Genomic DNA, 15173 nt, shown 5'->3' with positions numbered 1-15173 from the left:
GGAGCATAATTTCCAAGTATGCTGAAAAGACGGAAAATGATTAAATTTTAATTGCTAAAAATGCAAATCTTGTGACATATCGCATGTTTTTCGTGCAAACAGACACTTACAATAAAAACATGGCGAACCTCTGAATCGTCAAATGTAAATTCACATCAACTCCAATAATCTGAAAAGGCGGGATCAGCATGCTGGAATTACAGGAAATCGGAACCGAACGTTCTCTTCATCTGTACCGCACCTTGGCCCAGACATTCAAGAGCGTGAATGAACACGCTGTATCCGGAAGCAAAGTGCATGGCTTCAACCCCACCGCTTACGGGGTGCTCGAAGTGTTATATATGAAAGGAGCACAGCCCATTCAACAAGTCGGTGCGCAGCTTCTGCTGCAAAGCGGAAATGTCACCTATGTCATTGACAAGCTGGAGCAAAAGGGACTTTTACTTCGAAAACACTGCCCGCAGGACAGACGCATTATTTTCGTTGAATTGACCGAGGAAGGCCAGCGTACGATGGATGACATCTATCCGGGTTACGCACACAAAATAGATCGTGCGGTCAGCGGCCTTAGCGAGGATGATAAAACATTGCTCTCTGAGCTGTTGGAAAGGCTTGCACACGGTGCGGATCGTTTATCTGCAAACGGCTAAGACCAGAACCGTATCACCTGTTCAACTACAAATAACCGGTATGCCTATAGAGGCAGTACCGGTTGTTCGTAGTTGTTCATCAAAGATACAGAATCCACATCAATAACGTTAGGGCAGCGACGACCAACCCACCTGCAATCAGCAAATCGACAATGTAACTGGACAGACCCGAGCGGCTGTGACCCTCGATCTCCCTTTGATTCTCTTCGTACTTACGTTTGGCTTCATCTTCCTTGGACGAATTCAGATTATTGGGAAACATCATCCGCGCCTCCATTCAGCATGAGTTGGCTAGTTATCAATAATGCTATTCTGATCTGTTCTTATCACGGCCCCTGCTTAATAACCCGCTCAGCCCTAGTTGCCACAACAGAAAGACAAAGGTCATTATAACGATGTACTGATAATGACCTGTATACTCAAAGGCATCCAACTTGAATACAAAGATCGAGAACAACACTCCACTCCCCACTCCAAGGAGCAAATACGTTAAGATTGCAAATATCACCTTGGTTACAATTCTATTCATTCTTCGGGAAGCAAGCACATTATCCGCAAATAACGATAAAGGCAGTATCAGAAACAGAAGAATAGCCGAGCTGATAAGAATGCTTATGATCAATGTATACCAGAAGGGATAGTAATATGTATGTTCCGCTCGTTCCGCCAAGGGAACATATTCCATGATCCCGACAATCAGAGAAATTGAAGTGCTGGTCAATATGGCTGCCAGACATTTGATTGGGAAAGGTACGAACCAGATCGATCTGATCCATTGATTTGTCATTTCAACTCGCCTCCCATTTATTGCAAACTCCCTTTTAGAAAATAATAAACCAAAAAAAGCAGCCTAGGAACAGCTGCCTTGATTCTTTTCACATCACTGACCGGAAGCTTGGGCCTTTGGCGGAGCATCTGCTGCGTTCTCAGGAACGATTAGCCGTTTGCGCAATGCCAGTGTCGTTATCCATGAGATCATGGCAATGACAAACATGATGACAAACAATGAATGCAGACTTCCTTCCAATACGTTACGCAGAAGCGCCCATTTGTCATCTGACAGCGCAGCTTCTGTATGCGGAGCAAGCAGCTGATTCAGATCACCTTCCGAAATGCCTGCATCTGCAAGATGCTGTTCGTCCGACAACGTTGAAATTCGGTAATTCAACCATGTACCAAACGCTGCAGCCCCGATGGTCTGTCCCAGCGTACGCATGAAGGTATGCAGCGCCGTAGAAGATCCACGTTCCTTATAGCCGACCGACGACTGCGCAATAATGGTGAATATGGTAAAAGCAAATCCGAAGCCGAGTCCGTAAATAAAGGTTAATATAAACAGTACCGCCTGAGGAGACGTTCCACCGACCAGGAAGAGTCCTCCCGATCCAATGGCGATCCCGGTTAATCCAATCACCGCTGTTAAGCGTGATCCAATCTTCATCAACAGACGGCCGGCAAGAACACTACCAATCAGCCAACCAACCGACATCGGTGCAAGCAGCAACCCCGATTCAGTCGCATTACCGCCCCGAACCCCCTGCACCCAAAGAGGCAAATAACTGGTCAGGCCAATCATCAGGGTACTGGTTAACAGTCCGGCGATATTCGCCACCCGAATGTCCCGAATACGGAAGAGATGGAGAGGAACCATCGGGGCCTGGGCCCTTTTTTCCACCACAAAAAATAAAATCATAAAAACAACAGCCACAATGCTCAGTCCCACAATAATCGAAGAACTCCAGGCATAATACTGTCCACCTGCGGACAATACAAAGAGCAATGCGGTAATACCAACGGTAAAGGTCAATGCACCCATATAGTCAATTTTGGCGGTACGTGGAGACATTTCTTCCTTCAAATAACGAAACACAAACCACATCGCCAGCAGCCCGAACGGCACATTGAATCCAAAAATCCACTGCCAGCCCAGATTATCTACAAAGTAACCGCCCAGCAGCGGTCCGGCCAAAGATGAAATGCCCCACACCGAGCTGATCCAACCCTGTATTTTGCCTCGTTCTTCAATGCGGTAAATGTCGCCAATAATTGTAAACGTAACTGGGACCACCGCACCGGCGCCAATCCCTTGAATCGCGCGAAAAATAATCAGTTGCTCCATGTTCTGCGAAAGGCAGCACAGGAGTGAACCCAGTAAAAATAAGGCACAGCCAATCAGAAATACCGGCTTACGCCCGTACAGGTCACTGATTTTGCCAAAGATCGGCGTACTCACAGCCATCGTCAGAAGATATGCGGTAAAGATCCAGCTGAGAAGCTGCACACTACCTAATTCACTAACAATGGTTGGTCCGGCTGGTCCAATCACCGTACCTTCAATTGCAGACAAAAAAGTCGCCAGCAGCAATCCTGCCAGAATGAAACTGCGGTTCAAACCTCCGGTTGTATTCACTCAAACCCTTCTCTCTTCAATTCTCTATATAATTTGGAACATTGATTTACACAGCCCACTAGGGACCAGAACAATTTTTCAATCGCTGTAATCCCTGATTTTTTTCATCTTTTATTTATCTCTCTTACGCAAAAACTCATCGTACAGCAGGGAATACATCACCATATCCTTATATCCGGTGGACGTATGCTGCACCTGACGCAGCAGGCCTTCCCGCGTGAAGCCGCGGTTCGTCAGAAACTCTCCGGAAGCGAGATTACGCGGATCAACCAGCGCCTCGATCCGATTGAGACCCATCGTTTCATACCCGAACGGCAGCAACACCGAAAATGCCTCCGTCATATAACCGTGACGCCAGTGTTCACGCCCTAACTCATATCCGATTTCGCCCCGGAATGCTCCTTCAAGCTGCCATGTGTTATAACCACAACTGCCGATAAGCTGCCCCGTCTCCTTGAGTTCGATTCCCCAGCGAATCGCCTCCTCCTCTCCTGCCATATGGTTCAGCAGCCCAATCATATCCGCGGCTTCGCTTGTCCCAATCATGGGCGCTAAATTCATATAACGGGTCACGTCCCGGTCGGACCAGCAAGCGAACATCTGGGCCGCATCTCGGCGACGCATTTTGCGTAAACGCAGCCGCCCTGTCTCTAGTTCGGGAATTCTCCCTTTGCATTTATACATGAAAAAGACACTCCGATCCGATCTATCTCTAAGACCATAAGATTCAATAGCCATCTAACCATAACCTGCGCTGAATGGCAACTGTTCAGTCATCATAATCACGTCAAAAAAACCGGGTCTCTTCCGCTCCCGGTCTTGTTGTTACGTATGAATCCATTCCAGTTTGAAAGTATGCCCGGGCATGCCTGTCCAATTCAAGTTCAGACGTTAGACGTTTTCTTGCCTGTCGCAAGTAATTCTTCGCTTACTCGGCCAAAGACAGCTATGATTTCTTTAAACTCCTCAATGCCTGTCCCCGTGAGGCTCCATTGATCTCCATGGGCAGTCAGGAAGTTCTCCTGTGTCAGATGCTCAAGCTCCTGCTTGATCTCTCGCTCTCCAACACGATATCCCCGTTCTTCCAATAGAGGCAGCGCGTCGCCAATGGTTAAGTCCTGATTCTGAGCGAAATATAAAAGATGAATTCGTACAAAAAGATTCTGTACCTCTGCATGCATAAGCCAAGCTCCTTCCCGGGTTGTAGCCCTCCGTGATTGCTAAGTAATTACCCCACGCAGGAAGATGAGAAACAGGGGGGATACTCGGGGATTGGCCTCCTTTTCCGAAATCCTCCGCTTGACTAACCGGAGGCTCTGCACTATCTTGAAAATAAGTACCATTTTTGCTCGGGAGGGTGATTTACCATGTTTCAAGCTGTTTCCTATGAAGGAACACGAAGCGAGCAGCACACCGCCGTCCTGGGACAGTTAAGTGCTCTGATCCGCGATGAACCTAGCGCCATTGCCAATCTGGCAAACGCTGCGGCGCTGCTCAATGTATTTTTGACCGATACCAACTGGGTCGGCTTCTATCTGTATGATGGAAAAGAACTTGTACTCGGTCCCTTTCAGGGGTTGCCTGCCTGCATCCGTATTCCGCTTGGACGCGGTGTGTGCGGCACATCTGCTGCGGAAAGACGTACAATGGTCGTTGAAGATGTTCATGCTTTTCCAGGCCATATCGCCTGTGATGCCGCATCGAACAGTGAAATTGTTGTGCCGATTATCAAAAACGGCGAATTGTACGGCGTGCTCGACATCGACAGTCCGCTCAAGAACCGTTTTGACGATGAAGACCGCGTCTTCCTGGAAAAAGCGGTAAGCCTGATTACAGAGCAGTTGGAATTATCCTAAGGACCTCAAGTGAGGCAAATAAGCCGATGGAGAGTTCATCGGCCTTACGATGATGTCCATAACAAAGAGCGCATCCTCCCAAAGGACTGCGCTCTTTGTTATCATTCTTTTCTCACACCCATGTTCTGCTCGCCCATGATACTTTATGCATCTAGGATAAATCCTGTTCCGCTTTTATCATCATCCCGTCTCGCAAAAACTCGGCCAACTTGGGGTGGTATCCATCATACATCTGACGGAAATTTTTGTGCTCGACGTACAGATTGCCCAGATCCCGATAGATCTCTGCCGTGGGGGTGTAATAACCTTTGATCCATTCGAGATGTCTGCCGATAATCTGCTGCACTTCCGGGCTTCCGGGTTCTAACCCATTCTCGATAGCACTCTGCAAATCCAGATGAATGCGGTCAAGCTTCGCCTGGGAATCGAGAAAATCTTCCTTCGACTTCATCTCCTGAACCTCAGGCAGGGTGGATGGCTCCGGGGAAATGGCGTTGTACTTCTGACTGGCCTCTGTCTGCTTCTGTTCAGAATACTTCTTGGTTGCATGGTCAGAGGTTGCTTCATTCAAAAGCCGATGACGCCCCTTATTCGAAAACCCAGCATACAGTTCATCCTTACTCAGTTCCTGCTCGCCACGTAAATAGGATATGGTTTTGTCCAGTGTCTGAATCAATCCATGTAAACGAAGTGCCTTCTCCAGTATCTCGATCCGATGCTGCTGCATGATACGAATCATGTCCCGGGGAGTGTCCCTGAGCATGGGTCCTATCTCTTCCTCCTCCATGCCTACTTCTTTACAGAAGAGAATCTGCTGCAGTCTCAGCAACTCTGGTTCCTCATAGTAAATATCCTCATCTGGACCCACGAAGGCAGGATTCAGCAGACCTGTCTCAGCGTACTGTCCCAATTCACTCAGACTTACACCGGACATCCCGGATACGTCAGCCATGGAATATGCCATTTGAATACACCTCCTGTCTGGCCTGTGACTTCTAGGTTCAGGCTTGTTCATACTGCATTGTATTTAAATTCAAGTGTGAGAGTATAAGACTTCCAACAATTCTGTACCCCAAAATTACGTTCATTTCTCTGAATGGATACAAAATGTTTCGGTGATATGATAGGCATCTAATGGATAGATTTGCGGTACGATAAGTATTTATACCCTTCTCATCAGATGTGAACCCCGGGTCATTGAAGAAAGGCTATGTATTTTTTGACGGAATGGACTGATGGAGAAAAAGCAAAAAAATCCTGCACCCGTAACTCGGGCACAGGATTATCTATTTTATTTTTATCTCAAATATCCGCTAATCCTATGAATGTCTTCAGTTCTTGTTAAACATTACAAATTTCAATTCCGTCATTTCCTCCACGGCATATTTGACCCCTTCACGTCCCATGCCGCTCTGCTTCACGCCGCCGTAAGGCATATGGTCCACACGGAATGTGGGAATATCGTTAATCATCACGCCGCCAGCTTCAATGTGATCTGCTGCATGCAACGCAGTATGAATATTATTCGTGAACACACCCGCCTGAAGCCCATAGATGGAATCATTCACATACTCTATTCCTTGTTCAACCGATTCCACCGTATTAATGACAACGATGGGGGCGAATACCTCCTGACAAGATACCTTGGCATCCCGCGGAACGTTAACCAGCACCGTTGGACGCAAGACACCTCCCTCGGCTTCGCCGCCTGCTGCAACCTCAGCGCCTGCCTGCTTTGCTTCATCAATCCAATCCATTGTACGCTGTACGTCTTTGGATGTAATGAGCGCAGAGACGACAGTATCCGGGTTCAGCGGATCTCCTACTACGACTTGTTTTGCGGCTTCAGCGAAGCGGCGAATAAACTCATCCGCAATCTCGCTGTGCACATAAATCCGCTGCAAAGAGATACATACCTGTCCTTGATAGGTAAAAGCTCCGGTAACACATCTCGGTACCACGTTGTCCAAATTGGCATCTGCGTCTATAATAACTGCCGCATTGGACCCAAGCTCCAATGTTACCCGTTTCAGTCCGGCTTTGCTGCGAATGCTTGTGCCTACAGCCGGGCTGCCTGTAAATGTAATATGAGCCACATCAGGATGCTCTACAAGCACATCACCAATCGTTTTGCCGTCACCGCTCACCACATTCAATGCTCCATCCGGTAATCCGGCCTCCTGAAGCAAGCTGGCGATATAATAGGCAGACAGCGGCGTCTGTTCCGCCGGCTTCAGCACAATTGTGTTGCCTGCCGCCAGTGCTGGGCCTACCTTGTGAGCCACCAGATTCATCGGAAAATTAAACGGCGTAATGGCTCCGATAACGCCCAAGGGCTGTCGCATCGTATACCCGATCCGTCCTTCTCCGCCTTTGGCTGCGTCCATGGGAACCGTCTCTCCAGTGAGCCGCTTGGCTTCCTCTGCGGCGAAACGGTACGTTTCCACCGTACGATCAACCTCCGCGAGCGCCGCAGTAATCGGCTTCGCTGCCTCCAGCGCAATAATCCGAGCCGCTTCTTCCTTCCGTTCTTCCAGCAAGGCAGACAGCTTGTAAAGGATGTCTGCACGCTGATGGGCAGGCATTCTGCGCATCTCTTGACCCGCCTGAATTGCAGCGGCAATCGCCGCTTCGACTTCCTCAGGCGACGCTGTGGATACTTCTGCCAGCGTTTCTCCAGAGTACGGTGCTTGAAGTGCTTTATAGTCTACTGATTCGGTGGGCTTGCCCCCGATGAACAGATGTTGTTTTTTCATTGCTGTATCCTCCATTCATGTTTACCGCAGAGTTTCCCTATACCTATTTATACACTACTTTAGCATCATCCACACAAGAAGGTCATACCACTATTTCACAGTCATCACCGGACATCCTGCATGTTTCAAGACGCCGTGGCTGACACTGCCCACGATGATTTCAGCGAGCATGCTTTTCCCGGCCGTCCCCATCACAATGAGATCACAGTCTCTATCCTTCGCTACACGGCAGATCTCATTCACGGGATCACCAGCTATCAGCAAAGTTTCATAATGAACAGAACGAGCAGCTAACAATTCATTAACAGGTTGTATAATATGCTGTCCTTCTTCTGCGATTCTTGCTTCCAGATCCACACCCAGTGCGGGCTCATTCAGCGAGATCGAAGGATTAACATGTACGATAATCAAGGAAGCCGGTTGTATCAAACTTTCTGCCAGAACAACAGCTTGCTCCAGACCTTTGTGTGCATGATCCGACCCATCGACCGCAACCAGTATTTGTTTCAGCATTTTCCATTCCTCCTGTTCATTAATGATGCGTAATGGCAGCATCGATATCGCGCAGATGTCTGCGGCGTACCAGAAGTACAACGACCCCGATCAGAACCATCAATGCGCCAAAATAAAACGGGGTCTCCGGCAGAAACCACTCGGACAATTTACCAGCAAGCCATGGTGCCAGCGCACCGCCAAGGAACCGGACGAAACTGTAGGCCGCCGATGCCACAGAACGTTCCACGGGCGCAGCTTCCATAACTGCCGTTGTAATTAACGTGTTGTTGATCCCGAGGAAAATCCCGGCCACGATAACAGCAACAATAACCGTTGTGGATGATCCCATCACCGTACCGACAGCCATCACCAGCAAATCAATGGCGAACAGGGTCAGCATGACGCTCATGGAAGGAACCGATCCGAATCGACGTTGCAGTCTTGGTGCGACAAATACAGACGTAATTGCCAGCATCAGACCCCAACCGAAGAATACATAACCGAGTCCGTGCTCATCCAGATTCATGACATAAGGTGAGTAAGCCATCAGGGTAAAGAAACCAAAGTTATACAGGAAGGCGGTAATCGCCAATGTTTTCAATGAAGGATACCCCAGAGCCTTGAACGGATCGGACAAGGAGCTGCGTGTTTTCGGTTTGGCCATCTTAGGCAGCATCAACGTAATACTGATAAAAGCAATCGCCATCAGAGCAGCTACACCATAGAACGGGCCACGCCACGAGATGGAACCCAGTTCACCACCGAGCAATGGACCAACGGCAATCCCCAGACCAAGGGCTGCTTCGTACAAAATAATCGCTTTGGCTGTCCCCGAAGTGGACAGTCCCACGATAGCGGACAATGCGGTTGCGATGAACAGGGCATTCCCCAGTCCCCAACCACCACGATAACCAACGAGAGCCCCTACCGTGTCAGAGGTTCCGCCGAGGAAAGAGAAAACAATGATCAGCAATATCCCGCTGAGCAGTGTCCACTTCACACCGATCCGGCTGGATACAACACCTGTAATCAGCATGGCTACCCCGGTAACTGCGTTATAACTTGTAAACAGTAAAGATACCTGGCTTTTGGAAGCATGCAGTTGATCCGCAATGGCAGGCAGGATTGGGTCAACCAATCCCAGTCCCATAAAGGAGATGATACAGGCAAAAGCTACCGCCCATACGGCTCTGGGTTGGGACAGCAGTCCTCCACGGGATGACGGCAATTCGTCAGGTAATGAGGGTTCTCTTTTCATACGTAATTCCTCCTGGTTCATGATTTCTGTTGTGAAATAAATTGTGAAACGTTGTGAAAATAGTGAAATAATTATCTTTATTTTCAGAAATAATGGAAACAAAACGGCACAAATGACACCGGATCTCCCGGTGCTTGTTGTGGAATACTGATTGAGCATTTTGCATCATTTGGTTCAAATCAAATGCTCAGTTATGTGTCATCTTCGTGCCCTTCCAACCGTCGAATGCCGTTCTGAACCCGTTCACGCAATTGCTCCAGTTCCTCCTGTACGGCATGAATGCTCTGAAGTTTCTGCTCAATGAGTTGCAGTTGGTCATCCAGCGTCGCTTCTATCTTGGTGAGCTTCTCAATCCGTTCCCTCACTTCAGTGGTCTGCTGATAATCAAAACGCTGTTCGTTCAGCGCATCGGCCGTTGCCACATAGGTATGCAGCTCCTGAAGCGAGAAACCCAACACTTCCTTCGCCCGAACCACCTTTTTCAGATAATCGATATCTTCCCGGGAGTACAACCGTGTACCGCCGTCCGTCCGCTGAGGTGAAGGCATAACACCGATCTCTTCGTAATACCGAATGGTACGCTTGGTCAAACCGCATTCCTTCGCTACGTCGTCGATTTTATATAAACTCATTTCCTTCACCTCACTTTTATATGTCTGTAATGTTATGTACATAATTATATATAATATTAACGTTAACGTCAACGTTAGATTCAGAGCTCGAATATTTATTATGTGTCAAACGTAGACAGATTATCTCAATAAACACTTTATAATATGTTGTTAAATGTAGTTTCTGGTATTCTCCACCTCTATAAGATGCAAAAAAGATCCGCTCTCGCGGATCTTCATTCAGTTGCGATTTCACATCGTACCTCTAAGCGCCTTGTTTTTTCTGCCCCTGCTGCTGGACACGCTGCATTTCCTTCAAGCGGCCTTCCACCTTGGTAAACAGTCGAATCGTATAAAAAACAACAGCGAACAGACTCAGAACCAGTGCCTGTACATCAGTAAACCAGAAACCGAGAATACCAAACACGGTGATAATCACACCAAACTGCATCATCAGATTGGCACTATACCGTTGTGCTTCTTCCCATAGTTCTGGGTTACTCATCGCGCGCGGGGTACGGTAACCATATATGCCATTAATTCTTTTAGGCGGTTTTTTGTAAACCATTAACCCCAATACGAAATAACATACGCCACATATCAAACCAACAATTGCTCCTGCCACCATGTCCTCCCCTAACTCCATTAAAAATACACCACTGATATTAAAACAAAAAAACGGCTCTACGTATATACGAAGAGCCGTCTGGATCGTTTCGTAAATCTTAGATGTCCTTCACCCGCAGTACACGCATGGCGTTCAGGACAGCCAGCACGGTCACCCCTACATCAGAGAATACCGCTTCCCACATGGTTGCAATTCCGAACACACCCAGCAGCAGGAAGATCGCTTTGACACCCAATGCAAAACCGATATTTTGCCAAACAATAGTTCGTGTTCGTTTTGCAATCCGGATCGCACTGGCCAGTCTGGATGGCTCATCCGTCATGATGACCACGTCGGCCGCTTCAATCGCTGCATCCGAACCAAGTCCCCCCATCGCTACGCCTACATCAGCACGCGCCAGCACGGGGGTATCATTAATGCCGTCACCGACAAATACCATTTTCTCTTTCGGTGATTTGGCAGCTTCGAGTCGCTCCAGTTGTTCGACTTTATGCTGTGGCAGCAGCTCAGCGTATACTTCATCGACACCCAGCTCACGCCCTACAGCTTCACCAACAGCTTTGGCATCCCCGGTCAGCATGACCGCTTTGCGGATACCGAGCTTCTTGAGTGCCTGAATGGCTGCCGCTGCATCATCCTTCACCTCATCAGCAATGATCAGGTGACCGACATAAGATCCCGATTCGGCAACGTGCACCACCGTGCCCACAGTTTGTGGAGTCGTATAGGAGATGCCTGCCTGCTCCATCAATTTGGCGTTACCCGCAAGCACTTCATGTCCGTCCACACTAACCTTGATGCCATGCCCTGCAACCTCATCGTAATCATCCACACCCTGGGTACGAATATCTTTTGCCCAAGCTGTGCGAATGGATTCTGCAATTGGATGGTTTGAATGGGCTTCGGCAATGGCAGCAAGCTCCATCAATTCATCTTCCGTACGTCCAGCTTCCGGGCGGATAGCTGTTACTTTGAAAACACCTTTGGTTAGTGTGCCCGTTTTATCGAAAACAACGACTTTGACATCGTTCAATGCTTCAAGGTAGTTACTTCCTTTGATGAGAATACCGTTACGCGAGGCAGCTCCGATACCGCCGAAGAAACCAAGTGGAATGGAAACGACCAGCGCACACGGACAAGAGATCACGAGGAACACCAGTGCACGATAGATCCAATCGGCGAACGTTGCACCACTGAGCACCAGCGGTGGAACAAGCGCAATCAGCGCGGCCAGGATGACAACAACCGGTGTGTAATACCGGGCGAATTTGCTAATAAAGTGTTCCGTTTTGGCTTTACGGCTGCTCGCGTTCTGTACCAGGTCCAGAATTTTGGATACGGTGGATTCACCAAAGGTTTTCGTTACTTCAATGGTCAACATCCCATTTTTGTTCACAAATCCACTCAGTACATCACTGCCAGGTTCCAGTTCACGAGGCACGGATTCACCTGTCAGAGCAGACGTATCCACCATGGAACGACCTGCCTTGACGATCCCGTCCAGAGGTACCCGCTCACCCGCTTTCACTACAATGCGATCACCAATGCGTACTTCTTCCGGAGTAACCCGTTTGGTCTCTTCTCCCGCACCGATCAGCATATTGGCATAGTCCGGGCGAATATCCATAAGCGACTGGATGGACTTCCTTGAGCGATTCACCGCCATTCCCTGAAACAGCTCACCGAGCTGATAGAAGAGCATAACCGCAACACCCTCAGGATATTGACCAATGGCAAAGGCACCAATGGTGGCGACGGACATGAGGAAGTATTCATCAAATACCTGACCGCGAATGATATTTTTGAATGCCTGAAGGACGATATCTCCCCCTGCGATCAGATAAGCGACAACATAGAGTGCAAGCTGCGCCCATCCTTCCAGCGGAGACCAGATCGCGGCTGCCACCAGAATGGAACCCGCCGCCAGACGTGCCAGCAGCACCTTCGTCTGCCCAGCGCCATGTTCATGTGAGTGTCCGGCGTGCGCGTCATGGTCGTGACCGTCCGCATGTCCGTGATCGTGCCCAGCAGCATGACTACCATGATCATGCGCTTGCCCTTGAGTGCCGTGATGATGGCTGTGGTCATGTGCATGATCATGCGCTCCATGTTGATGGTTATGGTTATGGTTATGGTTATGATCATGGGCATGACCATCATGATCGTGCCCACTCGTAGCATGTTCATGCCCGTGGGTCACACTACCTGCATATGCGTGCATGTTGCCGGATGTCGAGCCTTCTGGCGCGGCAGCAGCACGACTTCCGTGCGAAGGTTTACCTTTTTCCGATATACGAATATGCGGCTCCAGTCGGAGCACTTTGCGTTTCGCTTCTTCCACCACCTGCTCATCCATATCGGATGTGGTGTGCATGGATAAGGTTTTGGTTACAAAATTGACCGAGCAATCGGTAATGCCTTTAATCTTTTTGACGCCATTCTCAATCTTCAATGCGCAGTTGGCGCAATCCAATCCATCCAGCAGCAGTTCCCTTTTCACCTGTTCCTGTCCGGTTCCCATGTGAACTCTCCCCTTTGCAGTACGTAAAACATGATGGTTATCCGTAATCTTTCGTATTTACAATCCAATATATGAGCAATCATTCATATGTTTTATTACCCTTATTATATGCACGCTTAAACACGAGTGTCAACAATTCCTGTTGATTTTTCATACAGAATATGCTAATAGTAATCATTTCGCTTTAGACGTTTTTTGGATATAATAGGCTTATCGAAGAACAACACTTCATCAAAGGTTGAGTTCATATAGGTGGTGATAGGAAATGGAACAACCGGTTAAGGCTCCAGCCGAATGCGACGCGGCCTGCTCCGGAACAGAGGCTGACGTGCAGACGATTCGCTCTTCTCTCATGGATCGCGAGACCTCTTCCGAGATGGCGGATTGGTTCAAGGCATTCAGCGACCCGACACGGCTTCGTATTATTGATGCGCTGTTGCAGAAGGAATTATGTGTGCACGATCTAACGGTGCTGCTCGATATGGGACAGTCGGCCATTTCGCACCAGCTGCGGTCACTTCGCAACATGCGAATCGTCAAGCGGCGCAAAGAAGGCAAGACCGTGTATTATTCTCTGGATGATGCACATATTGAGCAGATCTTCCTGCAAACGCTCCAGCATATTAAACATGGCTAGGCATTAGCCTGCCTGTTCACACAACAGAACCCCCGCCTCTCGGCTTTAGCCGATGGACGGGGGTTCTGTTGAATAAGGGTACCGTTTTGCCAAAAAGGAAATTTATTACAGGTTCAATTAAGGGCTTGCCCACTCCGGTTACAATAGATTGTTATTCTTCGGATCATATAGACCGGATCGATCCTTGAACCAGTTGAAGATATGCGACACACATACTTTCAGCACAGCGTATCCCGGAACGGCCAGCAAAATGCCCACTACACCGAACAGATTGCCTGAAGTCAGAATGACGAAGATAATCGTGATCGGGTGAATCTTGAGCGTTTTGCCCATAATCTGAGGTGAGATGAATTTACCCTCAATTAATTGCACGATCGTCCACACCGCCACCATCTTCAGCAGCATCACCGGAGAAGTGACCAGAGCCACAATCAACGCAGGCGTAATGGCAATCGCAGGTCCCAGGTACGGAACAACACTGGTAAACGATGCGATAATGGCAAGAATCAGCGCGTAATCCAGACCAATAATCATATAGCCGATGTAGAGCAGAATGCCGATGCAGAAACTGACGATAATCTGTCCACGAATGAACGAACTGATCTGGTGATTGATATCTTCCAGCACATGCATTGCACCTGTACGGCTCTTGATTGGCAGGAAAGACAGAATTTTCGCTGGAAGCTTCTTGCCGTCTTTGAGCAGATAGAACAGGATAAACGGAACCGTTACTATAGACAGCACCGTCTCGGTGAATGCTCCGAGGAAACCGCCCAATTTGGTCCAGGTCGAATTCAGAATCTCAGTGGCTTTCTGGGAGATCGTACCCCACCAGTCCTGTGCATTCAGATTCACCGTCTCCTGGAACTGACTAAACAGCTGGCTGCCCGTAAGTTCCTCAAACTGATGCTTTACCGTCTCACTGTACGTTGGGAAATTTTCAATCAGCCCCATAATCTGGTTACGCACAACCGGAATGACCGCCAGTACGACGACAGTCAGGATACCCCCGATGGCGAGATACAAGATCAGAATGGACCAGCCACGCTTGATCTTCCACTTTTCCATGACATCCACAATCGGATTCAGCAGGTAATAGAGGATACCTGACAGAATAATCGGCAGCACAATCGTCTTGATCAGTACCGCGAGCGGATGCAAAACAAAGGATACCTTGGTAAGAACCATTACGTTCAGTCCTACCAACAGCAGAATCAACAGAAAAAGAACAAACTTGTTATTCAAAAAAAATCGCTTAAACCGATCCGGCCAAATGCGGGGTTGCTCGGGTTGCTCCATAGGCATGTCTTCCTCTCTTATGTATCCTTAATCAACGAATAAGCTGGAAATC

16 protein-coding genes are annotated in these 15173 nt (G+C 48.4%); 3 read left to right on the top strand and 13 right to left on the bottom strand.

Annotation, left to right across the window (positions count from 1 at the left end; all coding sequences use genetic code 11):
* The first annotated feature begins 188 nt into the window (after window positions 1–188).
* Window positions 189–650 (top strand): MarR family winged helix-turn-helix transcriptional regulator, encoded by a 462-nt coding sequence (locus tag ACFTRD_RS26085; RefSeq protein WP_379385099.1) that lies wholly within the window; start codon window positions 189–191, stop codon window positions 648–650.
* Window positions 651–729: 79 nt separating this feature from the next.
* On the opposite strand, the gene ACFTRD_RS26080 is transcribed toward ACFTRD_RS26085, so the two are convergent.
* The 5 genes from ACFTRD_RS26080 to ACFTRD_RS26060 all read right to left on the bottom strand — a co-directional run bounded on the left by ACFTRD_RS26080 (window position 730) and on the right by ACFTRD_RS26060 (window position 4241).
* The gene (locus tag ACFTRD_RS26080) at window positions 730–915 is read right to left on the bottom strand and encodes a hypothetical protein (protein ID WP_192263064.1); all 186 of its coding nucleotides are present in this window, start codon (window positions 913–915) and stop codon (window positions 730–732) included.
* Between the two features lie 42 nt (window positions 916–957).
* Window positions 958–1437, bottom strand: coding sequence for a hypothetical protein (locus tag ACFTRD_RS26075; protein ID WP_379385097.1), 480 nt, complete (start codon window positions 1435–1437; stop codon window positions 958–960).
* A gap of 93 nt (window positions 1438–1530) precedes the next feature.
* Complete coding sequence (locus tag ACFTRD_RS26070) at window positions 1531–3042, bottom strand: MDR family MFS transporter (RefSeq protein WP_379385261.1); 1512 nt, start codon at window positions 3040–3042, stop codon at window positions 1531–1533.
* A gap of 129 nt (window positions 3043–3171) precedes the next feature.
* Window positions 3172–3744, bottom strand: a complete 573-nt coding sequence (locus ACFTRD_RS26065) for a GNAT family N-acetyltransferase (protein ID WP_379385095.1) — start codon at window positions 3742–3744, stop codon at window positions 3172–3174.
* Between the two features lie 200 nt (window positions 3745–3944).
* Entirely contained in the window at window positions 3945–4241 is a 297-nt protein-coding gene (locus ACFTRD_RS26060) for a hypothetical protein (RefSeq protein WP_192263056.1), read from the bottom strand.
* Window positions 4242–4427: 186 nt separating this feature from the next.
* Between ACFTRD_RS26060 and ACFTRD_RS26055 the strand changes: the two genes are divergently transcribed.
* The gene (locus tag ACFTRD_RS26055) at window positions 4428–4916 is read left to right on the top strand and encodes a GAF domain-containing protein (protein ID WP_062326261.1); all 489 of its coding nucleotides are present in this window, start codon (window positions 4428–4430) and stop codon (window positions 4914–4916) included.
* Window positions 4917–5067: 151 nt separating this feature from the next.
* Here the strand turns inward: ACFTRD_RS26055 and ACFTRD_RS26050 are convergent, their stop codons facing one another.
* The 7 genes from ACFTRD_RS26050 to ACFTRD_RS26020 form a co-directional block, all read right to left on the bottom strand.
* On the bottom strand, window positions 5068–5880 hold the full coding sequence (locus ACFTRD_RS26050) for a MerR family transcriptional regulator (protein WP_379385093.1): 813 nt from the start codon (window positions 5878–5880) through the stop codon (window positions 5068–5070).
* 367 nt (window positions 5881–6247) lie between these two features.
* Window positions 6248–7672 carry an aldehyde dehydrogenase family protein gene (locus ACFTRD_RS26045; RefSeq protein ID WP_379385091.1) on the bottom strand — a complete coding sequence of 475 codons (1425 nt, stop codon included), beginning with the start codon at window positions 7670–7672 and terminating at the stop codon, window positions 6248–6250.
* A 90-nt stretch (window positions 7673–7762) separates the two neighbouring features.
* Window positions 7763–8185: a universal stress protein gene (locus ACFTRD_RS26040; protein ID WP_379385089.1), complete on the bottom strand. Its 423-nt coding sequence runs from the start codon at window positions 8183–8185 to the stop codon at window positions 7763–7765.
* Between the two features lie 19 nt (window positions 8186–8204).
* Window positions 8205–9425: an MFS transporter gene (locus ACFTRD_RS26035; RefSeq protein ID WP_379385087.1), complete on the bottom strand. Its 1221-nt coding sequence runs from the start codon at window positions 9423–9425 to the stop codon at window positions 8205–8207.
* Window positions 9426–9616: 191 nt separating this feature from the next.
* On the bottom strand, window positions 9617–10057 hold the full coding sequence (locus ACFTRD_RS26030; RefSeq protein ID WP_379385085.1) for a MerR family transcriptional regulator: 441 nt from the start codon (window positions 10055–10057) through the stop codon (window positions 9617–9619).
* 244 nt (window positions 10058–10301) lie between these two features.
* Window positions 10302–10664: an SdpI family protein gene (locus tag ACFTRD_RS26025; protein WP_379385083.1), complete on the bottom strand. Its 363-nt coding sequence runs from the start codon at window positions 10662–10664 to the stop codon at window positions 10302–10304.
* 97 nt (window positions 10665–10761) lie between these two features.
* A complete protein-coding gene (locus tag ACFTRD_RS26020; protein ID WP_379385081.1) occupies window positions 10762–13185 on the bottom strand; it encodes a heavy metal translocating P-type ATPase in 2424 nt (807 codons plus the stop codon).
* Window positions 13186–13450: 265 nt separating this feature from the next.
* Here ACFTRD_RS26020 and ACFTRD_RS26015 point away from each other — a divergent pair, with 265 nt between their 5' ends.
* Window positions 13451–13822 (top strand): ArsR/SmtB family transcription factor, encoded by a 372-nt coding sequence (locus ACFTRD_RS26015; protein ID WP_379385079.1) that lies wholly within the window; start codon window positions 13451–13453, stop codon window positions 13820–13822.
* 138 nt (window positions 13823–13960) lie between these two features.
* Here ACFTRD_RS26015 and ACFTRD_RS26010 read toward each other — a convergent pair whose 3' ends face one another.
* The gene (locus tag ACFTRD_RS26010) at window positions 13961–15121 is read right to left on the bottom strand and encodes an AI-2E family transporter (protein ID WP_379385077.1); all 1161 of its coding nucleotides are present in this window, start codon (window positions 15119–15121) and stop codon (window positions 13961–13963) included.
* Window positions 15122–15173 lie beyond the last annotated feature (52 nt).

Source organism: Paenibacillus sp. NPDC056933 (assembly GCF_042674385.1).
In the GTDB taxonomy this organism is placed as follows: Bacteria; Bacillota; Bacilli; order Paenibacillales; family Paenibacillaceae; genus Paenibacillus.
Note: the sequence above shows the minus strand (reverse complement) of the source record. Positions and strands in the feature narration are given on the sequence as shown.